Annotated in this window: 25 protein-coding genes; 14 read left to right on the top strand and 11 right to left on the bottom strand. The window is 64.7% G+C overall.

Annotated features, from left to right (window positions below):
- Genes QC821_RS12410 through queC form a run of 4 tightly spaced genes read right to left on the bottom strand, consistent with a single transcriptional unit; the run spans position 1 to position 2,436 of the window.
- The gene (locus QC821_RS12410) at positions 1 to 267 is read right to left on the bottom strand and encodes a YkgJ family cysteine cluster protein (RefSeq protein WP_309721791.1); all 267 of its coding nucleotides are present in this window, start codon (positions 265 to 267) and stop codon (positions 1 to 3) included.
- Positions 264 to 1,100, bottom strand: a complete 837-nt coding sequence (locus QC821_RS12405; protein WP_309721787.1) for a 6-carboxytetrahydropterin synthase — start codon at positions 1,098 to 1,100, stop codon at positions 264 to 266. The genes QC821_RS12410 and QC821_RS12405 overlap by 4 nt, the downstream gene beginning before the upstream one ends.
- On the bottom strand, positions 1,097 to 1,741 hold the full coding sequence (gene queE / locus QC821_RS12400) for a 7-carboxy-7-deazaguanine synthase (RefSeq protein ID WP_309721784.1): 645 nt from the start codon (positions 1,739 to 1,741) through the stop codon (positions 1,097 to 1,099). The genes QC821_RS12405 and queE overlap by 4 nt, the downstream gene beginning before the upstream one ends.
- Complete coding sequence (gene queC / locus QC821_RS12395) at positions 1,741 to 2,436, bottom strand: 7-cyano-7-deazaguanine synthase QueC (RefSeq protein WP_309721781.1); 696 nt, start codon at positions 2,434 to 2,436, stop codon at positions 1,741 to 1,743. The genes queE and queC overlap by 1 nt, the downstream gene beginning before the upstream one ends.
- A gap of 137 nt (positions 2,437 to 2,573) precedes the next feature.
- Between queC and QC821_RS12390 the strand changes: the two genes are divergently transcribed.
- On the top strand, positions 2,574 to 2,984 hold the full coding sequence (locus QC821_RS12390; protein ID WP_095619045.1) for an SRPBCC family protein: 411 nt from the start codon (positions 2,574 to 2,576) through the stop codon (positions 2,982 to 2,984).
- Positions 2,985 to 3,383: 399 nt separating this feature from the next.
- On the top strand, positions 3,384 to 4,082 hold the full coding sequence (locus QC821_RS12385; RefSeq protein WP_309721774.1) for a TVP38/TMEM64 family protein: 699 nt from the start codon (positions 3,384 to 3,386) through the stop codon (positions 4,080 to 4,082).
- Between the two features lie 4 nt (positions 4,083 to 4,086).
- Here QC821_RS12385 and QC821_RS12380 read toward each other — a convergent pair whose 3' ends face one another.
- The 4 genes from QC821_RS12380 to flgA form a co-directional block, all read right to left on the bottom strand.
- Positions 4,087 to 5,712 carry a sensor domain-containing diguanylate cyclase gene (locus QC821_RS12380; RefSeq protein ID WP_309721771.1) on the bottom strand — a complete coding sequence of 542 codons (1,626 nt, stop codon included), beginning with the start codon at positions 5,710 to 5,712 and terminating at the stop codon, positions 4,087 to 4,089.
- Between the two features lie 134 nt (positions 5,713 to 5,846).
- Positions 5,847 to 6,299 carry a flagella synthesis protein FlgN gene (locus QC821_RS12375; protein ID WP_309721767.1) on the bottom strand — a complete coding sequence of 151 codons (453 nt, stop codon included), beginning with the start codon at positions 6,297 to 6,299 and terminating at the stop codon, positions 5,847 to 5,849.
- Positions 6,296 to 6,592, bottom strand: a complete 297-nt coding sequence (flgM, locus tag QC821_RS12370) for a flagellar biosynthesis anti-sigma factor FlgM (protein WP_309721764.1) — start codon at positions 6,590 to 6,592, stop codon at positions 6,296 to 6,298. Before flgM ends, QC821_RS12375 begins: the two co-directional genes overlap by 4 nt.
- Positions 6,593 to 6,679: 87 nt before the next feature.
- Positions 6,680 to 7,402: a flagellar basal body P-ring formation chaperone FlgA gene (flgA, locus tag QC821_RS12365; protein WP_309721762.1), complete on the bottom strand. Its 723-nt coding sequence runs from the start codon at positions 7,400 to 7,402 to the stop codon at positions 6,680 to 6,682.
- 198 nt (positions 7,403 to 7,600) lie between these two features.
- Here flgA and flgB point away from each other — a divergent pair, with 198 nt between their 5' ends.
- The 11 genes from flgB (at position 7,601) to flgL (ending at position 18,203) form a co-directional block, all read left to right on the top strand.
- Entirely contained in the window at positions 7,601 to 8,014 is a 414-nt protein-coding gene (gene flgB, locus QC821_RS12360; RefSeq protein ID WP_309721759.1) for a flagellar basal body rod protein FlgB, read from the top strand.
- Between the two features lie 12 nt (positions 8,015 to 8,026).
- Positions 8,027 to 8,434, top strand: coding sequence for a flagellar basal body rod protein FlgC (gene flgC / locus QC821_RS12355; protein ID WP_309721756.1), 408 nt, complete (start codon positions 8,027 to 8,029; stop codon positions 8,432 to 8,434).
- A 2-nt stretch (positions 8,435 to 8,436) separates the two neighbouring features.
- The gene (gene flgD / locus QC821_RS12350) at positions 8,437 to 9,114 is read left to right on the top strand and encodes a flagellar hook assembly protein FlgD (protein ID WP_309721753.1); all 678 of its coding nucleotides are present in this window, start codon (positions 8,437 to 8,439) and stop codon (positions 9,112 to 9,114) included.
- 66 nt (positions 9,115 to 9,180) lie between these two features.
- Complete coding sequence (flgE, locus tag QC821_RS12345) at positions 9,181 to 10,425, top strand: flagellar hook protein FlgE (protein WP_309721751.1); 1,245 nt, start codon at positions 9,181 to 9,183, stop codon at positions 10,423 to 10,425.
- Positions 10,426 to 10,448: 23 nt separating this feature from the next.
- Positions 10,449 to 11,207, top strand: coding sequence for a flagellar basal body rod protein FlgF (locus tag QC821_RS12340; protein ID WP_309721748.1), 759 nt, complete (start codon positions 10,449 to 10,451; stop codon positions 11,205 to 11,207).
- Positions 11,208 to 11,243: 36 nt separating this feature from the next.
- The gene (gene flgG / locus QC821_RS12335; RefSeq protein ID WP_309721745.1) at positions 11,244 to 12,026 is read left to right on the top strand and encodes a flagellar basal-body rod protein FlgG; all 783 of its coding nucleotides are present in this window, start codon (positions 11,244 to 11,246) and stop codon (positions 12,024 to 12,026) included.
- Between the two features lie 19 nt (positions 12,027 to 12,045).
- On the top strand, positions 12,046 to 12,735 hold the full coding sequence (locus tag QC821_RS12330; protein WP_309721743.1) for a flagellar basal body L-ring protein FlgH: 690 nt from the start codon (positions 12,046 to 12,048) through the stop codon (positions 12,733 to 12,735).
- A 57-nt stretch (positions 12,736 to 12,792) separates the two neighbouring features.
- Positions 12,793 to 13,875 (top strand): flagellar basal body P-ring protein FlgI, encoded by a 1,083-nt coding sequence (locus QC821_RS12325; protein ID WP_309722230.1) that lies wholly within the window; start codon positions 12,793 to 12,795, stop codon positions 13,873 to 13,875.
- Positions 13,875 to 14,978 (top strand): flagellar assembly peptidoglycan hydrolase FlgJ, encoded by a 1,104-nt coding sequence (gene flgJ / locus QC821_RS12320; protein ID WP_422720113.1) that lies wholly within the window; start codon positions 13,875 to 13,877, stop codon positions 14,976 to 14,978. Before QC821_RS12325 ends, flgJ begins: the two co-directional genes overlap by 1 nt.
- Before the next feature lie 57 nt (positions 14,979 to 15,035).
- Complete coding sequence (flgK, locus tag QC821_RS12315) at positions 15,036 to 16,940, top strand: flagellar hook-associated protein FlgK (protein ID WP_309721740.1); 1,905 nt, start codon at positions 15,036 to 15,038, stop codon at positions 16,938 to 16,940.
- Positions 16,941 to 16,961: 21 nt separating this feature from the next.
- Complete coding sequence (gene flgL, locus QC821_RS12310) at positions 16,962 to 18,203, top strand: flagellar hook-associated protein FlgL (RefSeq protein ID WP_309721737.1); 1,242 nt, start codon at positions 16,962 to 16,964, stop codon at positions 18,201 to 18,203.
- Between the two features lie 45 nt (positions 18,204 to 18,248).
- On the opposite strand, the gene QC821_RS12305 is transcribed toward flgL, so the two are convergent.
- A complete protein-coding gene (locus QC821_RS12305) occupies positions 18,249 to 19,139 on the bottom strand; it encodes a LysR substrate-binding domain-containing protein (protein ID WP_309722225.1) in 891 nt (296 codons plus the stop codon).
- Positions 19,140 to 19,316: 177 nt separating this feature from the next.
- On the opposite strand from QC821_RS12305, the gene hglS reads away from it, so the two are divergent.
- Positions 19,317 to 20,660, top strand: a complete 1,344-nt coding sequence (gene hglS / locus QC821_RS12300; protein ID WP_309721734.1) for a 2-oxoadipate dioxygenase/decarboxylase HglS — start codon at positions 19,317 to 19,319, stop codon at positions 20,658 to 20,660.
- Between the two features lie 22 nt (positions 20,661 to 20,682).
- On the opposite strand, the gene fliR is transcribed toward hglS, so the two are convergent.
- Positions 20,683 to 21,474 (bottom strand): flagellar biosynthetic protein FliR, encoded by a 792-nt coding sequence (gene fliR / locus QC821_RS12295; protein WP_309721732.1) that lies wholly within the window; start codon positions 21,472 to 21,474, stop codon positions 20,683 to 20,685.
- 12 nt (positions 21,475 to 21,486) lie between these two features.
- Positions 21,487 to 21,756, bottom strand: a complete 270-nt coding sequence (gene fliQ / locus QC821_RS12290) for a flagellar biosynthesis protein FliQ (RefSeq protein ID WP_095619068.1) — start codon at positions 21,754 to 21,756, stop codon at positions 21,487 to 21,489.
- Positions 21,757 to 21,788 lie beyond the last annotated feature (32 nt).

Raw genomic sequence — 21,788 nt, 5'->3', positions numbered from 1 at the left:
TCAGGCGTCGGTGGTGCTGAGCTCCAATGCAGCGATGCGCACCAGCGCCTCGCTGCGGCGCTCGCCGCACAGCTCGGCGTCGAAGTCGAAGGCTCGGCATATCGCCGGGCGGCGTGGATCGCCGAACAGTCGGCACAGGTTGTCCGCGTCGAGCTGCACGCAGCGCTCTCCCGCCGGCTTGCCGTGGGGCATGCCGGGAATCGGCGAGCTGATCGAGGGCGCGATGCAGCAGGCGCCGCAGCCTGGACGGCAGCCCGCCTCGCTCACGGCCCCGCCTCGGCGATGGCGCCCTTGTCGATCCCTTCGAAGGCCTTGACGCGGATGCGTTCGCCGCACTCTCGGGCGATTTTCGCGGCGAGCCACGCGGCAATCTGCTCGACGGTGGTGGTGCATGGCAGCACGGCGCAGCGTGCGCGAGGCAGGCTCATGGCGAACCTGCCCTGGGGCGCCTGGTAGCGGCAGCGCAGCGTATCGGCGTTGCCGTCGTCGATGACATCCTCGGCGTCGACCAGGTAGCGATCCGCCAGCCACTTCGCCCAGCGAACTTCCAGTCCGGTGTCGCGTTGGCCCTGGCGCCACACCTCTAGGCGCGAGCGGTGGCCATGGGCGATCCGCTGGCAGTTGCCGGCATGCCGCTTGAGGCCGTGGCTGTAGGTGTAGCTGGCGCCATCGATGGCCTCGTCACGCAGCCCCAGGCGGATCGCCTCGACGCGCGGTGGCGGGCGTCGCATCAGCTCCTTGGCCAGGTGCTCGCCGAGCCGCTCGGCGCCGATGGCCTGCCAGGGCAATAGCGTAAAGGCCTGGCGCGGGCCGCGCACTTCCATGGGGTAGGGTAGCTGGGTGCGTATCGAGAGCCCCTCGCGGCACTCCTCAACGCTGATGCCCGGCGCGCGGCTCGGCACCAGTAGCGTGTGGTCGGCCCCGGCATCCAGTCGCGACTTGATCCACGGCTTGACCTCGCCGAAGTCAAACAGCATGCCGTCCTCGCCCAGCGCGCCGTCGAGCTCAGCATCGACATGCCAGCTGGCACCGATCAATCCGCGGCTCGGGCACCACAGCGAAACGTCGAGCTGGGTCAGGCGATTCACGAATAGCGTCATGCGAACCCCGCAATCTTGTGGGTCTGCAGCGATAGCTGCCAGCGCGGTGTAGCCAGGCAGTAGGCCAGGGTCGCCGCCAGTGTCGTGCCTTGGCCACCGCGCGGCGCCAGGTCCATCGGCTGCAGGTAGAAGTGAGCGAAATCGAGATCGGCGAAGCGCTCCGGCGGTGCTTCCGCTTGTGGGTAGACCAGCTTGAGCTCGTTGCCGGCGGTGACCGCTAGCCGACTGTTGCCCTTGGGGCTTACGCACAGCCAGTCAATGCCGGCGGGGGGCGCCAGGGTGCCGTTGGTCTCCACGGCGATCTCGAAACCAATCGCATGCAGGGCGTCGATCAACGCGGCGTCGAGCTGCAGCAGCGGCTCGCCGCCGGTAAATACCACATAGGGCGTAGCCCCTTCACTGGCCAGCGGCCACATCGCCTGCAAGTGCGCGGCCAGTTCCGCGGCGCTGGCGAAGCGACCGCCACCCTCGCCATCGACCCCGACAAAGTCGGTATCGCAGAAGGTGCATACGCTGCTGGCTCGATCCGCCTCGCGGCCGCTCCACAGGTTACAGCCGCTGAAGCGGCAGAATACGCTGGCTCGCCCGGCACGAGCCCCTTCGCCCTGAAGGGTGTAGAAGGCCTCCTTGACGTGATACATCAGCGCACCACCCCGCTGTCGTGCTGCGGCGCATAGGCAATAGGATCGTCAACGCCGTTGGCGGCGAAGGCCGCCAGGCGCTCGCGGCAGCTACCACAGGTGCCGCAGGCCAGCGCCTCGCCGCGATAGCAGGTCCAGGTCTCGGCGTAGTCGAGGCCCATGGCCAGGCCATCGGCAAGGATTTCGTCCTTGCCGCGGCGCAGGTAGGGCGCGACGATCTCGACGGCATCGAAGTTGGCGATCGCCGCCACTGCGTTCATGCGCTCGACGAACTCGGGGCGGCAGTCGGGGTAGAGCACGTGGTCGCCGCCGTGGGCGCCATAGTAGACCCGTGGCGCGCCGATATTGACCGCCTGGGCGATGGCCAGCGAAAGCAGGACCATGTTGCGGTTGGGCACCACGGTGGCGGCCAGGTTGTCGGCGGCGTAGTCGCCGTCGGGCATCGCACGACTGGCATCGGTCAGCGCCGAGTTGTCGATCAGGCCGTGGATGGCGCGAATGTCGACCACCTGATGGGCCACGGCGAGCTGCTCACAGACGCTGCGTGCCACGTCCAGCTCGCGGGCGTGGCGCTGGCCGTAGTCGAAGGAGAGCGCGTGTACGCGATGGCCTTCGCGCACGGCGCGGTGAAGCACGGTGTAGGAATCCATACCGCCGGAGTAGATCACCACGGCGGGTCGAGTATCGGTTGTCATGGGGCAGCCCTTGTCGGAGAATTTGTCCGGGGTCCGGTCCGGTAGCGGCGCCATTGTAGCCGCGCCGCTGGGGCCTGGCTATACGCCGGCCGGCCCGGTACTCTCGGGGCAGCGTCGTCACTACTGCAAGGATCGTCATGGCCACCATCGAGCACAGCGCCATTCTGCCGGCTACTCCGGAGCGGGTCTTCGCCCTGCTCGAGCGGGTGGAGGACTTCGCCGACTACTCCGATCTGATTGAGGCCATCGAGCCGCTGGGCGGGCAGCGCTATCGCTGGCATGTGCACGCGGTGGGCATGGACTGGACCTTCGACGTCGAGATCACCGAGCGCCAGGCGCCCGAGCGGCTGGCCTGGGAGTCGCTGGACGGCGTGCGCAATCAGGGCTGCTACCGGTTGCGCGAGGTCGGTGAGGGCACCGAGGTGTCGCTGACCATCGACTATCGCATCAACAACCGGCTGCTGGAGCGCGCCGTCAATCGTGCCGCCAAGCCGCTGGTCAACAGGGTCAGCCGGCAGATCCTGGAGCGCGTCGAGGCGCGTCTATAGACCGCAGCAGCGCTGTGCAAAAAGCGCTGTTGCAGTTACTCGGCAGGGCTTATATTAGCGCTGTTGGAGCGCCTGCTCCGGTACCTGGAACCTGCCGTCATGTGGAAAAGCTTGATGCTGTGTGTGTCGATCCTGGTCGTGCAACTCGGCGTGTTGCACTACATCGATCAGCGAATTCAACCGGGTAACCCGGCTTCATCGATGCTTGCCCAGCAGGATGACGATACGCCCCCGCCGATGGGGTAGGGTTCAGAGCAATGAGCGTGGCACTTAGCGAGGGACGCCGGCCTGTCGACGGATCAGTCCCAAGCGGGGCCGGGTATTTCAGGCATGATGTCGGCGGCGTTTCGTGGCACCATTGGAGCCTTTTGAATTGGCTGCAGAGGCTGGGAAGGCTCGATGCAAAGCGACATGAACGACGAGGTGCGCGAAGCGCGCGGCCACTGGCGACTGGTGGCGATCGGCGCTTCGGTCCTGATGGCGGTACTGCTGTGGGTGTGGCAGTCACCGGACTTGAGCGCTTTTCGCCAGTGGGCCGATGAGGCCTCGCACCACCCCTTGACCATGCTGGCGGTGATGGCGGTGATGGCGGTGACCCTGGCAGTGGGCCTGCCAGGCAGCATCGGCCTGTGGCTGATTGCCCCGTTCCATCCGCCCTGGGTGGCCACCCCGATGCTGATCGTTGGCAGCGTTGGTGGTGCGCTCGGTGCTTACTGGCTGGCCGCGACCTTTCGTCAGCGTTACACCCCCAAGGGCCTGACGCGGCGCATCATGTATGTCATGAGCCGACGCAGCGACGCCTTGACCCAGTGCGCCTTTCGCGTGCTGCCTGGATTTCCCCACTCGGTGATCAACTATGCCGCCGGCCTGCTGCACCTGCCGCTGCGCACCTTCGTGATTGCCGCGGTAATCGGTTTGGGCATCAAGTGGGCGGTGTATGCCAGCGCCATTCACGGCGCCCTGGAAGCGGTCGAAACCGGCGATGCGTTGAGCATAGGCGTAATACTGCCGCTGCTGGCACTGGCGCTGCTGCTGTTGCTGGGGGCTGGAGTGAGGCGGGCGGTGGAGCGTCGCCGCGGAGAAGAGCGTCAGGGCTGAGCGCCTAGACGCTGTCCTGCATTGGTTCTTCCTCTACGCCGTCGCAGTAGCGGGCGATGCGGCCACGGCCGGCGCGCTTGGCGACATACATCGCCTGGTCGGCGGCCTGGATCAAGTCCTCGGCGTTGACGAACTCGCTGTCGGCCAGGCTCACCACGCCCATCGAGGCGCTGACGCGGATGTGCTGGTGATCGAAGGTCACCGCCAGGGTGCGTGACGCCATCCGATGCTGCAGCGTCTCGGCCAGGCGCATGGCGGCCTCGGTCCCGGTGCCGGGCATGAACAGCACGAACTCCTCCCCGCCGTAACGTCCCCCAAGCACGTCGTGACTCAGCAGCTCCCGCAACAGGCTGGCGAAACCCTTTAGCACCTCGTCACCGAGGCGGTGGCCATGCTGGTCGTTGAGCTGCTTGAAGTAGTCGAGGTCGATGAACACCAGGCTGAGTTCGTGCCCCTGGTCGAGTGCTTCGCGAAAATACTGCTCGAGTAGCGCCTCGAGATGGGCGCGATTGAACAGGCCGGTCAGCGGATCATGGCTTACTCGCTGGGTGAGATCGGCCTGGCGCAGCCGCAGGCGTTCGATCTCCAGGCGCTGGTCGAGCAGCTGCTGGCTGAGCTTGAGATGGTGGGCATGCAGCTGCTGCTTGGCCTCGAGCAGGGTGCGGGTGGCGTCGAATTCCGGTGGGCAACTGATATGCATCAGTTCTGCGGTGGGGGGCAGCGTCTCCTGCAGGCCGCAGAGTAGCTCTATCAGGGCGTCTTCATCGATACCCAGCGCCGGCACCAAGCCCCGCAGCATATCGGTTAGCGGCATCTCTTCCGTTGATGCACGATTGTCAGCCGCGTCGGAGCTAGCGAGCCACGCCTCGGACAGCGGCCCTGCGGCGTTGACGCAGCGCTGGCCGATCATTACCTGATCCAGCGGTAGATGGCTGTCAGCAATGCCGCTGACCAGCTGCTTGGGCAGGCCCCAGCGCTGGGCCAGCCAGGCGCCGACCAGCGCATGATCGCAGCCCCACGCCTTGTGCTCGGCAGTACTTAACGCCACGTGGTCATCGGCGCTCGACAGCAGCGCGGAATAGCCTCTTCTCAGGCAGGCGTCGAGGGCCAGCATGCCGATATCCTGCAGCAGGCCAAGGGTGAAGGCGCGCCCCGGCGAGGGCAGTGCCAGGTGCCTGGCGAGTGTGTAGCTTGTCAGCGCGCTGATCAGCGCGCGCTGCCAGAAATAGGTCAGGTCGAGGCCGCGAGAGCGGAACTGCTGCTGACTGGCGAGCCCGAAGCCCAGCGCTACCGACAGCGTGGCATCGATTCCCAGCCTGGTGATGGCTTCCTGGCAGGTCTCGGCGGGGGCGTCGTAGGCGTGGAAGACGCTATTGGCCAGCCCCAGTATGCGCAGGGTCAGGGCCGGATCGCGCTCGATGGCGGCGGTGAATTCCTGAAGGTTGGCATCCGGCGAATCGGCCAGCGCGACGATCTGCATCACCGACGCCGGCAGTGAGGGCAGGGCGCGATTGTCACCCAGTACCTTGGCCAGTGCGTCGGGGAGTACCAGGAGCGTATCGTCCGGAGAGTGGCCTGCGGCCGGGGCAGCGCTGTGAGTCGCGCTGTCTTGCTCTGCGAAGGGGGGCATGCCGGTCTCCATCCTGGTCTCTAGCTACAAGGCCAGGAGCAGCGAATACCACGAAGGCAGCGTGCCAGCCTGACGAATGTTATGTCGATGTAACCGACTATTAATCAGGCGCTGCGTTGAGGTCAAGGCTGGCGTCAGGCTTGTGAGGCGATTCCTGCCAACCCCTTGCGCTTGGCCTGACCGTCCGGCCCATAGAGCGCTTTGCCAGCGGCCTCGTGCAGGAAGTTGAGCGTGCGTTGGTTGTGGCTGAGGCGCGTACTGATCAGCTCGCCGTTCTGTGTGTTCAGGTGGCGGGCACGCTCGGCGCTGTCACGCATCGCGAGCCAACCGTCCAGACAGTCGGCATCGCGGGCCGCGGCCTCGGCGCCGGGCAGCCCTTCGGCGTAGCCGAGCTTGTGCTGGGCGCTGCGGCGTTGGCTCTCAAGTCTGTCGAGCTCATCGAACAGGGCCTGCTTGCCGGCCGCTAGCTTGTTGAGCTGCTGGCCATCCACGCGTCCGGCGCAGAGCGCTTCACGCTCTTGCTCGAGCAGCGACACCAGCGCCTCGAGGCGCTGCTGCTGGCGGGTCAGGTGGGCGGCCAGGCTCATGAGCGCGGTGAACCGCTGTCTTGGCCGAGCATGTCGCGTACGCTGTCGATCAGGCCGTCGGCGATGCGCTCGGCGCGGATGTCGAGCTTGCCGTCGCTGATCGCCTGGCGAATCTCCTCGACGCGGGCCATGTCGATATCCTGGCCGCTGCTGGCGCCGGTATCGCTCAAGTGCGTGACCGCTGCCGGGCTGCCGGGCTTGGCCGGCGCATTGCCGGTCGCTGCCGTCTTGCTGGTATTGCCTGGCTCGCTTTGCTGTGGGCGCGCCAGGGGATGGGAGCTATCGATTTTCACGGGAAGCCTCTCTCGTTCAGTCCTTTCCCCTAGTATCGGCGGGGAGAGAGCGAACTTGAATACTATTTTTGACAATCGCTGCCGAGGTTAAAAATCGACGCTGAGCCGATTGCGGCCGCTGACTTCGGCGTTGAGTATCTCGCGATTGGCTAGCCGTACGCGAATCTCTCGACCCATGCCGCCGCTGTCCAGGGCCTGGCCTTCGCGGCTGATCGCAAAACCGTTGCCTACCGCTTCGATGCGTACCGAGGCGCCGCGTTCCACCAGCGTGACCTCGCGCAGCTGCTGCGAGGTAATGGCGCTGCCGGCGCGCAGTGCCCGGGCGCTTTCCTGACCGATGACCTGATCGAGGTCGGTGAGCACGCCGCGCGGCAGGCTACCCAGTTCCGCTTCTCTGAGTTCCAGCATGTCGCTGGTGATCACGCTGCCGGCGGGTATGTCCTGGCGCAGCACCACATAGTCACCGATTACCGCCACCGAGGCCTGCATGTAGCGGATCTGCTGGCCCTGATCGCCGCAGCGCACCCCCACCGAGATCCGGCCCTGGGACGGAGCGCGTTCATTAGGAATAAACGGTTGCGGCGACTCGCATGCCGGCAGGTGCGCCGAGGGCGGATGCACTTCGATATGCACCTCGCTGCCCAGCGACTGGCTGCGTTCGTATAGAAAGCCGTGCACGCGCTCTACCAGCAGCTGACTCGAGGCGTCTGCGCTGGCCACTGTCGGCAGGCCCAGGCACAGCGCGGCGAGCAGCGAGACCTGACCCAGGCGCGGCACAATAACAGTACGAACAAGATGAACTAGCGGCATGGTGACGTCCTCTGCAACGCGCAGGCGAGGTTGACCGAGGATCACGATTCTAGGCCGCTTGGCAGAAACGCAATGCCGAAAATGACGCGTAAAGCGGCCCCTGTTTGTGCCTTTGTCCTGACACCGGCTCATCTATTCTCCACGCTGACCCAATACCCCAAGGGCCGCTAACGGCCATCGAGAAGGGAGGCTCAGCGGATGATCGACAAACTCTCGGGTGCCCTGAATTTCCATCAGGAAGCCCTCAATCTGCGCGCCGAGCGCCACGAAGTGCTGGCGGCCAATATCGCCAACGCCGACACGCCCAACTACAAGGCGCGCGACATGGATTTTTCCCGCGAGCTTTCCAAGGTGATGGAGAGCGGACGGTCCGGTGGCCAGGGCCTGTCCCTGGCCACCACGTCGGCCCGGCACATTCCCGCCCAGGCCAGCGCGCCGGCCACCCAGGAGCTGCTCTACCGGGTACCGGACCAGCCGAGCCTGGATGGTAACACCGTGGACATGGACCGTGAGCGCACCCAGTTCGCCGATAACGCGGTGCGCTACCAGGCGGCACTGACCATGATCAACAGTCGCATTCAGGGCCTCAAGTCGGCCATGCAGCCCGAGTAACAGGAGCAGTCCATGTCGATGTTTTCCGTCTTCGATATATCCGGTTCGGCGATGAGCGCCCAGTCGCAGCGCATGAACGCCACCGCCAGCAACCTGGCCAATGCCGATAGCGTTGCCGGCCCCAACGGCGAGGCCTACCGCGCCAAGCAGGTCATGTTCGAGACCCAGGCCCAGGGCCGCCACGGCGTGGGCGGCGTACGCGTCAGCGAAGTGGTCGAGGACCAGAGCCCGCTGCGCATGGAGTACCGTCCCGAGCACCCGCTGGCCGACGAGCAGGGCTATGTGCAGATGCCCAACGTCGAGCCGGTCCACGAGATGGTCAACATGATCTCGGCGTCGCGCTCCTACCAGGCCAACGTCGAGGTGATGAACACCAGCAAGCAGATGATGCTCAAGACCTTGACCATCGGGGAGGGCTGATCGTGTCAAACATCATCGATAGCAGCGTCATCAACAGCATGAATGGCACCTCCGGCACCGGCAGCATGCGTCAGTCCGACGACCTGCGCGAAAACTTCATGACCCTGCTGATCACCCAGCTGCAGAACCAGGACCCGCTCAACCCGATGGAAAACGCCGAGATGACCTCGCAGCTGGCGCAGATCAACACCGTCAGCGGCATCGAGGAGCTCAACACTACCCTCAAGGGTATTACCGGCCAGATCGATGCCGGCCATACCCTGCAGGCCGCCGGGCTGATCGGCCAGGGCGTGCTGGTGCCCGGCGACCGCATCCTGGTTGGCAAGGACGGCGCCACGCCGTTTGGCATCGAGCTCGGCAAGTCGGCAGACAACGTCAAGGCCACGATCCGCGACGGCGGCGGGCAGGTGGTGCGCAGCTTCGACATCGGTGCGGTGTCGTCGGGCGTCGAGTCGTTCGAGTGGGACGGCAAGCTCGACAGCGGCGAGATGGCACCTCAGGGCGCCTACCGTATCTCCTTCGAGGCCACCGCCGGTGAGGACCGCGTCGATGCCAAGGCGCTCAACTATGCCGTGGTAAGTGGCATATCCACCGACAAGAACGGCTCGCCGCGCCTCGACCTGGGCGGCATCAGCGAACAGGCCAGTCTTGAAGACATTCGTCAGATTCTGCGCCTCTGAGCGCCCCATTCACGACATGCAGCGTAAAAAAATAGCCACCACCACGGTGACACAGGGAGAAAGATCATGAGCTTTTCACAGGCCTTGAGCGGGTTGAACGCGGCATCATCGAGCCTCGGCACCCTGGGCAACAATATCGCCAACTCGCAGACGGTTGGTTACAAGGGCGCCAGCACCCAGTTCGCCGATGTGTTCGCCGGCTCGGTGGGGTTGGGCACGCGGGTTTCGGCCACAGTGCAGAACTTCAACGAAGGTAACCTCGAGTCAACCAACCGCAACCTCGACCTGGCCATCAGCGGCCAAGGCTTCCTGCGCTATGAGCAGGGCGGTGAGATCGTCTACTCGCGCAACGGCCAGCTGAGCCTGACGCCCGACGGCACCCTGGTCAACGCCCAGGGTGCGCAGCTGATGGGCTATGGCCTCAACGCTGCTGGTGATGTACAAGTCGGCGGTCAGCCGCAGGTGCTCAACGTGCCTGCCGACGAGATGCCGGCCAATGCCACCGAGAACGTGCGTACCACCTTCAACCTGGATTCGCGGGAGACTTCCGGTGAGGGCTTGAGCACCACGCAGGTTAACTTACCCGGTGGCGGCACCGATGATATCGAGTACCACTACTCGAATAACTTTACCGTCTACGACTCGCTGGGCAATCCGCGTAATGTGACGGTTTATTATGAAAAAGTAGATGAGTTTCCAGTCGGCACTCCGGTAAATAATACCTGGACCGGCAAAGTAGTGATGGATGGCTATTATGATGATGCAAATGACTTCGAGGTCGCCTTCAACAACAACGGCACCTTAGCCTCAGCTCCGCAGCAGAATATCAATTTTGGTCCAGACTCCCCGCTGGGCAACGACCCCGAGCCGCTGATCTTCGAACTCAACCTGGCCGGTTCCACCCAGTTCGGCAACGACTCTACCACCAGCGCCCTGACCCAGGATGGCTACACTTCCGGTGCTCTCGTCGGCATTACCTTCGAGAACAACGGCACCATCATGATGAACTACGCCAACGAGCAGTCGCGGCCCGCCGGCCAGATTGCCCTGGCGTACTTCCGCAATCCGGAAGGCCTGCAGCCCAACGGCGACAACAGCTGGACGTCCACCAACGCCTCCGGCCAAGAGCTGGTGGGTGCGCCGGGGACCGGCATCTTCGGTTCCATCGAGTCAGGGGTTGTGGAGCTGTCCAACGTCGATATGGCCAAGCAGCTGGTTGACATGATCGTCTCCCAGCGCGCCTACCAGGCCAACTCCCAGACCATCAAGACCCAGGACGAGATCCTGCAGACCGCCATCAACCTGCGTTGATGACGCCTCGGGGAGAGTGAAACATGGATCGCATCCTTTATACCGCCATGAGCGGCGCCAAGCAGAGCCTCGACCAGCAGGCGGTGGTCAATCACAACCTGTCCAACGCCGCCACTGCGGGTTTCCGGGCCCAGCTCCACGCCATGCGCGCGGTGCCGGTGGAGGGCGATGGCCTGCTGGCCACGCGCGCCTCGGTGGCCGCCACCACCCCGGGCTCGGATTTTTCTCACGGCCCGGTGAGCACCACCGGGCGCGAGCTCGACGTGGCGGTGGAGGGTAACGGTTGGCTGGCAGTGCAGACCGACGACGGCGGCGAGGCCTATACCCGCCGCGGCGACCTGCAGGTCGACGGCAACGGCATGCTGACCAGCGTCGGGCGCCCGGTGATGGGCGCCGACGGTCCGATCATCGTGCCCTTGGAGGCGCAGCTGTCGCTCGGCGCCGACGGTACCATCAGCGCCATCGGCCCTGGAGAGGATCCCAATGCGCTGGTGCCGGTGGGCCAGCTCAAGCTGGTCGACCCGGAAGAGCAGACCCTGGTGCGCGGCGACGACGGCCTGTTCCGGTTGCCGCCGGGTGATGACGGCGAAGTGCCGATCCTCGCCGCCAACGAGGACGTGCGCGTGGTCTCCGGGGCGCTCGAAGGCAGCAACGTCAGCGCCATCGAGTCGATGGTGGCGATGATCGACACCCAGCGTCGCTACGACATGCAGATGAAGGTGATCGACAGCGCCGACGAGAACGCCCAGCGCGCCAATAACCTGCTGTCCATTCAAGGCTAAGGCTTTTCACCGGGTTACAACCCAAGGAATGTTCCCATGATCAAATCGCTGTGGACCGCCAAGACTGGCCTCGAAGCGCAGCAGGTGCAGATGGATGTCATATCCAACAACCTGGCCAACGTCGGCACCAACGGCTTCAAGCGCTCGCGGGCAGTGTTCGAGGACCTGCTGTATCAGAACCTGCGCCAGCCCGGCGCTCAAAATGACATCCAGAACGCGCTGCCGTCAGGCATGCAGGTCGGCTCCGGGGTGCGTCCGGTGGCCACTGAGCGCCTGCACAACCAGGGTGGCCTGGAGCAGACCGAGAACTCCCGCGATCTGGCCATCAACGGCAAGGGCTTCTTCCAGGTATTGATGCCTGACGGCGGCACCGCCTACACCCGCGACGGCAGCTTCCAGCTCGACCAGAACGGCCAGATGGTCACCGCCAACGGCTACCCGGTGGAGCCGGCTATCATCCTGCCCGAGAATGCGCTGTCGGTCACCGTCGGCGAGGATGGCATCGTCTCGGTCACCCAGCCGGGCAGCACCCAGAGCCTGGAAGTCGGCCAGTTAAGCCTGGCGACCTTCGTCAACCCGACCGGCCTCGAGAGCATCGGCGGCAATCTCTACCTCGAGACCACGGCCTCTGGTCCGATGAACGAGACCATGCCGGGCATGAACGGTGCCGGGCGGTTGCTGCAGGGCTATGTTGAAACCTCCAACGTCAACGTGGTGGAGGAGATGGTCAGCATGATCCAGACCCAGCGTGCCTATGAGATCAACAGCAAGGCGGTACAGACCAGCGATGAAATGCTGGCCCGCCTGAGCCAGATGTAAGCATGACGCGGAGCACAGCATGAACAGGCACACTTCCTCAGGCGGCCGTTGGCGGCTGCTCGGCGCGCTGCTACTGGCCGTCGTTGTCACCGGTTGCGCGCAGATGCCGCGTCCGTCGGTGGTCGGCGAGCAGGAGCAGGTCAACATTGCCGACCGGCCGCCACCCGAGCCCAACGGCTCGATCTACCAGCCGAGCCGCGGCAATCATCCGCTGTTCGAGGATCGTCGTCCGCGCATGATCGGCGACATCCTGACCATCGTCCTCGATGAGGAAGTCAGTGCCAGCAAGAATGCCCAGAGCAATGCCGGGCGCAGCGGCTCGGCGGGGCTGTCGTTCCTCGAGCTGCCCGACGTGCTCGAGCAGCTGGCCGACTACGGTTTCGATGTCTCTGGCAACAGCGACTTTACCGGTGGTGGCGGTTCCGAGGCCAACAACTCCTTTACCGGCACCATCACCGTGTCGGTGCTCGAAGTGATGCACAACGGCAACCTGAGGGTGCGCGGTGAGAAGCAGATCGCCATCAACCAGGGCGTCGAGTTCATTCGCTTCTCGGGTGTCGTCAATCCGCGCACCATCACCGGTCAGAACACCGTGCCCTCGACCCAGGTTGCCGATGCGCGGATCGAGTATGTCGGCGATGGCTATATCAACGAGGCGCAGCATATGGGTTGGCTGCAGCGTTTCTTCCTCAATGTTTCACCTTTCTAGCGGAGCCGTGAGCCGATGAAGACGTTCCTGCGTGGCAGCCGCATTCTGCAAGCTCTGATGCTGGCCCTGGTGCTGGGCATGGCAGCAAGCCCGGTGCAGGCCGAGCGCCTGCGCGAGCTGGCCGACTTTGCCGGCGTGCGCGACAACGCCCTGGTCGGCTACGGCCTGGTGGTGGGGCTCGACGGCACCGGCGACCAGACCATGCAGGCGCCGTTCACCGGCCAGAGCCTGACCAACATGCTCTCGCAGCTGGGCATTACCGTGCCGCCGGGCACCAACATGCAGCTGCGCAACGTCGCCGCGGTAATGGTCACCGCCGACCTGCCGCCGTTCTCGCGGCCAGGCCAGCGCCTCGATATCAATGTCTCTTCGGTGGGCAACGCGCGCAGCCTGCGCGGCGGTACCCTGCTGATGACACCGCTCAAGGGCGCCGACGGCGACACCTACGCCATCGCCCAGGGCAACCTGCTGGTCAGTGGCGCCGGCGCCGAGGCCGGCGGCGGCAGCGTGCAGATCAACCAGCAGGCCGGCGGCCGCATCAGCGGTGGTGCCATGGTCGAGCGCGAAGTGCCGCTGCAGCTCGGCGCCAACGGTGGCGTGCTCGACCTGCAACTCAAGGAGTCTGATTTCGGCACCGCACGCCAGGTGGTCCAGGCCATCAACAACGACTTCGGCTGGCCGGTGGCGGCGGCCCAGGACGGTCGTACCATCCGTCTGCAGGGCCCCAACGACCCCAACGACCGGGTCAACTTCATGGCACGGGTCGAGAACTTGCGGGTCACCCCCAACGAGGCTCCGGCCAAGGTGGTACTCAACTCGCGCACCGGCTCGGTGGTGCTTAACAGCGCGGTGACCCTGCGCCGCGCCGCGGTGGCCCATGGCAACCTGTCGATCATCATCGACACGCAGTTCCAGGTCAGCCAGCCGGCGCCGTTCGGCGAGGGTGAAACGGTGGTGGTGCCGGATACCGACATCGCCATCGAACAGCAGGAGGGCGCCCTGATGATGGTCGAGGGCGCCGATCTCACCGATGTGGTCAACGCGCTCAACGCCCTGGGTGCCACGCCCAACGACCTGATGGCGATCCTCGAGGCGCTCAAGGCCGCCGGGTCGCTGCGCGCAGAGCTGGAGATCATCTGATGAGCAATGATCTCGGCGGCCAGTTCGCCCTCGACATGCAGGGCATCCAGCGCCTGCGCCATACCGCCAGCCGCGACCCCAACGCCGGCCTCGACGAGGCGGCCAAGCAGTTCGAAGCGCTGTTCGTGCAGATGATGATGAAGAGCATGCGTGAGGCTACGCCGCGCTCGGACCTGCTGCACAGCCAGCAGACCGAGTTCTACGAGTCGCTACTTGACCAGCAGTGGGCCCAGCACCTCTCCGGCCGCGGCATCGGTCTGGCCGAGCAGCTGGTCAACCAGCTCGAAGGGCGCGGCATGGTGCCCGGGCGGGAGCAAGCCGATAGCGAGATAGACTCGCTGATTGCCGGTATTCCCCGCGGCACGCCACGGGTGCTCAGCGATGGCCTCAACGCTGGCAACATGTCCAGCAGAGAGCCTGCTGAAAGCGCTGACAATGCCGATGGCGCGGTGCTTCCGAGTAGCTTCCTTGATGCCCTCGACCTGCAGCGTGGTACACAGCGCGACGCCGCTGAGCCCGCCCAAGCCCCGGCCCGCGCCGAGCGCAGCGAGTCGCGCGGCAGCCAGCCCGATCATGTGCGCGCCTTCGTCGACGAGCTGGCCGCACCGGCCCAGGCAGCCAGCCGGGCCACCGGCGTGCCGGCCGAGCTGATTCTCGCCCAGGCGGCGCTGGAGACCGGCTGGGGGCGCCACGAGATTCCCGATGCTCGCGGCGGCAACAGCCACAACCTGTTTGGCATCAAGGCCGGCAGCCGCTGGCAGGGTGAAACCACCGACATCACCACCCACGAATACATCGACGGCCGTCGCACGCGGATCACCGACACCTTCCGTGTGTATGACTCCTTCGAGGAGGCCTTTACCGACTACGCCGGGTTGATCGGCAACAACCCGCGCTACGCCGGTGTGGTCGAGGCACCCAATGCCCAGCAGGCCGCCCGTGCGCTGCAGCAGGGTGGCTACGCTACTGACCCGGCCTATGCCGACAAGCTGGTCTCGATCATGAATACCCTGGGGCCGATCGATACTGCCGGCCCGACATTGGCCAGTCGCGAGGCGCCTGCCAGCGGCAGTATTTTTGCGCCGGGCAACAGCTGGTTTTGATTAAAGATGTGCATGGCACTGCCGATATAACAAGCATTGGCTTAAGGGAACGGAATCATGAGCATTTTTTCCATCGGCTTGAGCGGGCTTAACGCCGCTCAGAACGCCTTGAACACCACCAGCAACAACATCAGCAACGTCTACACGCCGGGCTATAACCGCGAGCTGACGCTGCTAGGTGAAGGCGGCGGGGCGGGCGGTGTCAAGGTCAACGACATCCAGCGGCAGTTCAACCAGTACGTTGCCGACCAGCTCAATGCGTCGACCAGCTCGTCCAGCGCGCTCAAGGCCTATCAGGGTCAGATCAGCCAGATCGACAACCTGCTCGCCGACCGCGACGCCGGCCTGGCGCCGCTGATGCAGAACTTCTTCTCGGCCATGGAAGACCTGGCCGGATCGCCGTCCGACCCCGCCGCCCGTCAGGGCGTGCTGGGCGCGGCCGATACCCTGAGCGCCCAGTTCCGCTCCTTTGATCGTTATCTGGACGACATGCAGCGCGGCGTCAATGGCCAGATACGGGACGAAGTCACCCAGATCAACAACCTTACCGACCAGATCGCCGGCTTGAACAAGGAGATCGCCCTGGCTCGCGCGCGTACTGGCCAGGCACCCAACAGCCTGCTCAATCAGCGCGACGAGGCGATTGCCGATCTCAGCAAGCGCATGAATGTGCGTGTCAATATCCAGGACGGCAAGACCTACAACATCTCGCTGCCCAATGGGCAACCGCTGGTGTCGGGCACCAACCAGTTCGATCTCGAGGCCATCGAGTCGGCCAATGACCCGCAGCGCATGGTGCTCGGCTACCGCGACGGCAACGGCAGCGTCTCCCAGCTCAACGAGGGTGCGGTGACCGGCGGCACACTCGGCGGGCTGATGACCTTCCGTGCCGAGACCCTCGACAAGACCCAGAACCAGATCGGTCAGCTGGCGGTATCGCTGGCGGCGGGTTTCAACGAACAGCATCGCCTGGGCCAGGACCTCAACGGTGAGCAGGGCGAGGATCTCTTCAGTATCGGCCAGCCTCAGGCATACCGTAACGAGCGCAACAACAGCGCTGTCGAGATCGCAGAGGCGCGCTTTGGTGATCTCGACGACCTGCGCGCCACCGACTACACCGTGCGGGTCACGGATGGCGGCGCGCCGGCCTTCGAAGTGGTACGCAAGGACAATGGGCGAGTGGTCGACCATGCCTTTGATCCAGGAACCAACGAGCTTAGCTTCGGTGGCGTGGTGATCGGCTTCGACGGCGCCGGCTTCGAGAATGGCGACCGCTTCGAGGTGCAGCCGGTGCGCCGCGCCGGCGCCAGCATGGAGACACAGATCAGCGACCTCGACAAGATCGCTGCGGCGAGCTTTGTCGAGACGGATGGCGATATGGCCATTGGTCGGCTGAGCGCAGCCCCCGGGGCACTGCAGAATATCGATGGCGATGGCTTCGAACTGACCCTGGATGAGAATGGTGTGCTCTCATTTAATGATGGGACAGGTGTCGAGGTTCTGCGCAACGGTGAGGTAATGAATGATGGTGACCCGATCGTTGCCGGCGATACGCTGACCGTTGATGGCGTCAGCTTTACGGTCAGCGAACTTCCTGCCGCAGGACAGGAAACCAGCCTGACGCTGAGCGCTGCGCCTCCCGGCACCGGTAATAACCGCAATGCGCTGGCCATGCAGGGGCTGCAGGACGTCTCATTGGTGGGCGGTACTTCTAGCGTCAGCCAGGCCTACGGCTCCATGGTCAGCGACGTGGGCAATCGCACCAATATCGTGCAGGTCAATCTCGACGCCCAGCAGGGCTTGACCGATCAGCTGCGCGCCGTGCAGCAGTCCGAGTCCGGGGTCAACCTGGATGAAGAGGCCGCCAACCTGATCCGCTATCAGCAGTACTATCAGGCCAATGCGCGGGTCATCGACATTGGCTCGTCGCTGCTGGATACCATTCTAGGCCTGCGTGCCTGATTCGTTTAGGAGTTAACCGCAATGCGCGTCAGCACCGTGACCATGTTCGAGCAGAGCGTCTCGAGCATGAACCGCCAGCAGAATGATTTCATGAAGGTTGGCCAGCAGATCGCCTCCGGGCGGCGGGTGGTCAACCCTTCGGATGACCCCCAGGCCGCCTCGCGGGCGGTAGGGGTTGCCCAGTCCAAGGCGGTTACTCAGCAGCACATGGATGCCCGGGTCAGCGCGCGCAACTCGCTGTCCCAGGAGGAGAGCATCCTCAACAGCGTCAGCGATGCCATCGCCAGCGCCAAGACGCTGATGATCCAGGCCTCCAGCGATACCCTCAGCGACGTCGATCGCCAGTCTATCGCCAGCGAGCTGCGCGGCATCTACGAGACCGTGATCGGCCAGGCCAATGCCACCGACGGCAACGGCCGCTACCTGTTCGGCGGTTACCAGGACAGCAGCCCGCCCTACGTGCGTGAGGCGGATGGCTCGGTAAGCTATGTCGGCGACAACAACGTCCGCGAACAGCGCATCGACTCCTCGCGGCTGTTGCCCGTCACCGACAACGGCAACAAGATTTTTGCCAGCGTGCCCAGCGGCGCCAAGTACATTACCGAGATGGGCGACAATCAGGGTAGTTTGATCGTCACTGGCCCCACAGTGGTTGACTCATCAGATCCCGGTTATGGGCAGCAGTACCGCATCGAATTCAGCGGGGATGGCGAGGATGCCACCTACACGGTGGAAACCTTTGATACCGCCACGCAGCAGTGGGTGGCACTCGATCCCGCCGAGGACTATCAGGACGTTGACTACGTCGCTGGCGAGCAGATCCGCTTTGGCGGCCTGAGCCTGACCCTGAACGGCACAGCGGCCGACGGCGATGGCTTTACTCTGGGTCGCGCCACTCAGATGGAGCCCAATCTGTTCAGGACCTTCGAGAATGCCCTGGCGGTGCTCGAGCAGCCCGCCGAGACGCCCCAGCAGAAAGCCGCGCTGCGCAATACCCTCAACACCTCGATGCGCGAGCTCGACAACAGTCTCGACAATGTTCTCACCGTGCGCGCCTCGGTGGGCGCTCGCCTCAACGAGATCGACGTGGTCGACTCGGTGGGCGGTAATCGCATGCTCAACTATGAGCAGACCCTCTCCGATCTGATCGACCTCGACTACGCCGAGGCGATCTCCGAATACAGCCTGCGCCAGGTCGGCCTGCAGGCTGCGCAGAAGGCCTTCGTCGACATCCAGGGGATGTCGCTGTTCGATCGTCTCTGAGTGGTGTGTGCTGCTCTCTTCACCGCTGCCTCGGCAGCGGTTTTTTTATGTCGGCAGGGTGCTGAGGATATGCTCGACGAAGCGTCGCACCTTGGCCAGTTCGCCGAGGTGTTCAGGATAGACCAGGTAGTAGGCGCTGGCGCTGCGCAGGCGGTGGGGGGCGGCAACCGCGAGGCGCCCGCTGTCGAGCTCCTCGTCGACCGTGAAGCGTGGCACCAGGGCCACGCCACCGCCGGCCATGGCCGTGCGCACCAGCATCGGGAAGGTCTCGAAACGGCTGCCATGGTAGCTGCGGTCGGTGCCGATATGCTGCTCGGCGAACCACTGGTGCCAGGCGTCGGGGCGGGTCGAGAGGTGCAGCAGCGGCAGCTCGGCGAGGTCGCTGGCCGAGGCCGGCGTGTGAGTGGCCAACAGTACCGGGGCGGCGACGGCTACCATCTCCTCGTTGGCAAGCTTGTGGCACTCCAGGTCGGGCCAGCTGCCGTGGCCGTAGAAAAACGCCACGTCGATATTCTGCTGCTCTAGGTCGAAGTCCTCGACGCGATCGTGGAACTCCAGGCTGATGCGCGGGTTGGCGGCCAGGAACCCCGGTAGCCGGTCGGCCAGCCAGCGCGTGCCAAAGCTCGGCAGGGTCGCCACCTTGAGCACCTCGCTATTGCCGCTATAGGTCATGATGGCGCGGGTCGACATCTCGATCTGCGCCAGCACCTTGCGCACGTCGCTCAGGTAGATCGCACCCTCCGGAGTCAGCACCAGGCTGCGCCGCACGCGGCGGAACAGCTTGTGCTGCAGGTGGGCCTCCAGTTGCGCGACCTGCTTGCTCACCGCACTCTGGGTCAGGCTCAGCGCCTCGGCGGCACGAGTAAAGCTCTTGTGCCGCGCGGCGGCCTCGAAGCACTGCATGGCGGTGGTGGAGGGGAGCTGACGCGTCATGATGCTGAGATATTCCTTACTGGCATTCTTTTATCAACGATTGGGAGCATAAAACGTCGGTACATTATCTTTTATCCATGAACAAATGGAATGCATGACGTCGTTTTATTCGTTTGTGCCTCGAGCCTTGTCTTGTTCTGATAGCGCTATGCTGAGTAATGTCGGCCACAGGAGGCCCAGATGAGCAACTGGATAGCCACGGACGAGATTCGCGGCAACTTTGCCAAGGCGATGTCGGAGATGTACCGCCATGAGGTGCCGCAGTACGGCACGCTGCTGGCGCTGGTCGAGGCGGTCAACCGCGAGACGCTGGCGGCAAACCCCGCGCTGCACGCCGAACTGCGCGACGGCGACGAGCTGGTGCGGCTCGACGTGGAGCGCCACGGTGCGATTCGCGTCGGCACGCCGGCGGAACTGGCCATGCTGCGCCGAGTGTTTGCGGTGATGGGCATGCACCCGGTGGGCTACTACGACCTCTCCGAGGCCGGGGTGCCGGTGCACTCCACGGCGTTTCGTCCGGTGGACGACGCCGCGCTCAAGCGCAACCCGTTCCGCGTGTTTACCTCGCTGCTGCGCCTGGAGCTGATCGAGGACGCCGAGCTGCGCCAGCGCGCCGCCGAGATCCTTGCCGCCCGCGATATCTTCACCCCCGGCGCGCGGGAGCTGGTCGCCACCGCCGAGCGCCAGGGTGGGCTCGATGCCGAGCAGGCCGAGCGCTTCGTGGCCGAGGCGCTGGAGACCTTCCGCTGGCACCGCGAGGCCACCGTCGACCTGGCCACCTACCGCGCGCTGAGCGACGAGCACCGCCTGATCGCCGACGTGGTGTGTTTTCGCGGCCCGCATATCAACCATCTCACGCCGCGGACCCTGGATATCGACGAAGTGCAGCGGCGCATGCCTGCGGCCGGCATCGACCCCAAGGCGATCATCGAAGGCCCACCGCGCCGCGCCTGCCCGATCCTGCTGCGCCAGACCAGCTTCAAGGCGCTGGAGGAGCCGATCCGTTTTGCCGGCAACGAGCAGGGCCACCACACCGCGCGCTTCGGCGAGATCGAGCAGCGCGGCGTGGCGCTGACGCGCAAGGGGCGCGCGCTCTACGACCGGCTGCTGACGGCCTCGCGGGAGGGCGGCACTGCCACCGACAACCAGAGCCACCAGGTGCAGCTCAGCGAGGTGTTTGCCGACTTCCCCGACGACCCCGCCGCGCTGCGCCGCGAGGGGCTGGCGTTCTTCCACTACCGTGCCGTGCCCGGCGCGACGGCGGGCGATGAACACGACGTGGAAGCGTTGATCGCCCAGGACGCACTGACTGCCGCGCCGATGACCTACGAAGACTTCCTGCCGGTCAGCGCGGCGGGGATATTCCAGTCCAACCTCGGCGACGGCGTGCGCGATGAATACGCCAGTCACTCCAACCAGGCGCAGTTCGAGGAGGCGCTGGGGGCCAAGGCCATCGACGAGATCGCGCTCTACGAGCAGCGCCAGCAGGCGTCGTTGGAGAAGGCTCTGGCGGCACTCGCCTAAGCCTGGAGGTTGCAGCCGGATATCAGCTCAGCGGCGCCATCGCCTCGAGTAGGTGCTGCAGAAACACCAGGCTGTCACTGAAAAGCCGCTGCAGGAAGCGGGCGAAGTCGGTCATCAGCACCATCAGCAGGAAGATGCCCACGGTCAGCGAGGTGGGGAAGCCGATATTGAATACCGTGAGCTGCGGCGCCGAGCGGTTGAGGATGCCCAGCGAGAGGTTGATGATCAGCAGCGAGCCGACCAGCGGCAGTGCCAACAGCATGCCTGAGACGAAGATGGTGCCGCCGAAGCGCACCAGCATCTCGAAGGCGCCGGCGTTGAAGCTGCCGATGCCGATCGGCAGGGTGACGAAGGTCGAGGCGATGATCTCGATCACGATCAGGTGGCCGTTGAAGGCCAGGAACATCAGCAGGGTGATCATGTATAGCACCCGCGACAGGATCATGGTGTTGGTGCCGCTGCCGGCATCGAAGAAGGTGGCGAAGGCCAGGCCCATCTGCAGGCCGATGAACTCGCCGGCCGCCTGCACTACCGCAAACATCACTTGCATGGTCAGCCCGATGGCGACGCCGATAAGCATCTGCTCGACCATGATGCCAAGGCTCGCCCAGGAGATGAGCGGTGCATCGGGCAGTTCCGGCAGGCTGGGGCCAATGACTACCGTGAGCAGCACCGCCAGGCCGATCTTGGCCTGATTGGGTACCGATGAGTGGCCCATCAGCGGTGCGGCCATCATGAACGCGGTGATGCGCACGAAGGGCCACAGAAACAGCATCAGCCAGGTCTGCAGCTGGGCAAAGGTGACCTCGACCATGGGTGGGCGTCGTCAGCTCAACATCAGCGGGATGTTGGTGAACAGCTCGCGGGTGAAGTCGGTGATCAATTTGAGCAGCCAGGGACCGGCGAACACCAGTACCGTGAATACGCCGAGGATCTTGGGGATGAACGACAGCGTCATCTCGTTGATCTGGGTGGCGGCCTGGAAGAGGCTGACGGTAAGGCCCGTGAGCAGTGCGGTAATGAGCAGGGGGGCGGCTAGGAACAGCGTAATCCGCATGCCCTGATAGGCCATGCTCATGACGACCTCGGGTGTCATGGTTTACTCCTTGCGCGGCGCTGGGGCGCCCC

The sequence above is a fragment of the Franzmannia qiaohouensis genome (genome assembly GCF_031451695.1).
Taxonomy (GTDB): Bacteria; Pseudomonadota; Gammaproteobacteria; order Pseudomonadales; family Halomonadaceae; genus Franzmannia; species Franzmannia qiaohouensis.
This window is presented reverse-complemented; position numbering and strand designations above follow the sequence as displayed.

Bases quoted from the DNA above. Each gene is read 5' to 3' on its own strand.
- QC821_RS12330 (WP_309721743.1), top strand. From the start codon at position 12,046: ATGAACAGGCACACTTCCTCAGGCGGCCGTTGGCGGCTGCTCGGCGCG.
- QC821_RS12380 (WP_309721771.1), bottom strand. From the start codon at position 5,712: ATGCCCCCCTTCGCAGAGCAAGACAGCGCGACTCACAGCGCTGCCCCG.
- QC821_RS12405 (WP_309721787.1), bottom strand. From the start codon at position 1,100: ATGACGCTATTCGTGAATCGCCTGACCCAGCTCGACGTTTCGCTGTGG.
- queE (WP_309721784.1), bottom strand. From the start codon at position 1,741: ATGTATCACGTCAAGGAGGCCTTCTACACCCTTCAGGGCGAAGGGGCT.
- QC821_RS12375 (WP_309721767.1), bottom strand. From the start codon at position 6,299: ATGAGCCTGGCCGCCCACCTGACCCGCCAGCAGCAGCGCCTCGAGGCG.
- fliR (WP_309721732.1), bottom strand. From the start codon at position 21,474: ATGGTCGAGGTCACCTTTGCCCAGCTGCAGACCTGGCTGATGCTGTTT.
- QC821_RS12390 (WP_095619045.1), top strand. From the start codon at position 2,574: ATGGCCACCATCGAGCACAGCGCCATTCTGCCGGCTACTCCGGAGCGG.
- flgA (WP_309721762.1), bottom strand. From the start codon at position 7,402: ATGCCGCTAGTTCATCTTGTTCGTACTGTTATTGTGCCGCGCCTGGGT.
- QC821_RS12340 (WP_309721748.1), top strand. From the start codon at position 10,449: ATGGATCGCATCCTTTATACCGCCATGAGCGGCGCCAAGCAGAGCCTC.
- hglS (WP_309721734.1), top strand. From the start codon at position 19,317: ATGAGCAACTGGATAGCCACGGACGAGATTCGCGGCAACTTTGCCAAG.
- flgL (WP_309721737.1), top strand. From the start codon at position 16,962: ATGCGCGTCAGCACCGTGACCATGTTCGAGCAGAGCGTCTCGAGCATG.
- flgB (WP_309721759.1), top strand. From the start codon at position 7,601: ATGATCGACAAACTCTCGGGTGCCCTGAATTTCCATCAGGAAGCCCTC.
- flgK (WP_309721740.1), top strand. From the start codon at position 15,036: ATGAGCATTTTTTCCATCGGCTTGAGCGGGCTTAACGCCGCTCAGAAC.
- flgJ (WP_422720113.1), top strand. From the start codon at position 13,875: ATGAGCAATGATCTCGGCGGCCAGTTCGCCCTCGACATGCAGGGCATC.
- queC (WP_309721781.1), bottom strand. From the start codon at position 2,436: ATGACAACCGATACTCGACCCGCCGTGGTGATCTACTCCGGCGGTATG.
- fliQ (WP_095619068.1), bottom strand. From the start codon at position 21,756: ATGACACCCGAGGTCGTCATGAGCATGGCCTATCAGGGCATGCGGATT.
- QC821_RS12385 (WP_309721774.1), top strand. From the start codon at position 3,384: ATGCAAAGCGACATGAACGACGAGGTGCGCGAAGCGCGCGGCCACTGG.
- flgG (WP_309721745.1), top strand. From the start codon at position 11,244: ATGATCAAATCGCTGTGGACCGCCAAGACTGGCCTCGAAGCGCAGCAG.
- QC821_RS12325 (WP_309722230.1), top strand. From the start codon at position 12,793: ATGCTGGCCCTGGTGCTGGGCATGGCAGCAAGCCCGGTGCAGGCCGAG.
- flgE (WP_309721751.1), top strand. From the start codon at position 9,181: ATGAGCTTTTCACAGGCCTTGAGCGGGTTGAACGCGGCATCATCGAGC.
- flgC (WP_309721756.1), top strand. From the start codon at position 8,027: ATGTCGATGTTTTCCGTCTTCGATATATCCGGTTCGGCGATGAGCGCC.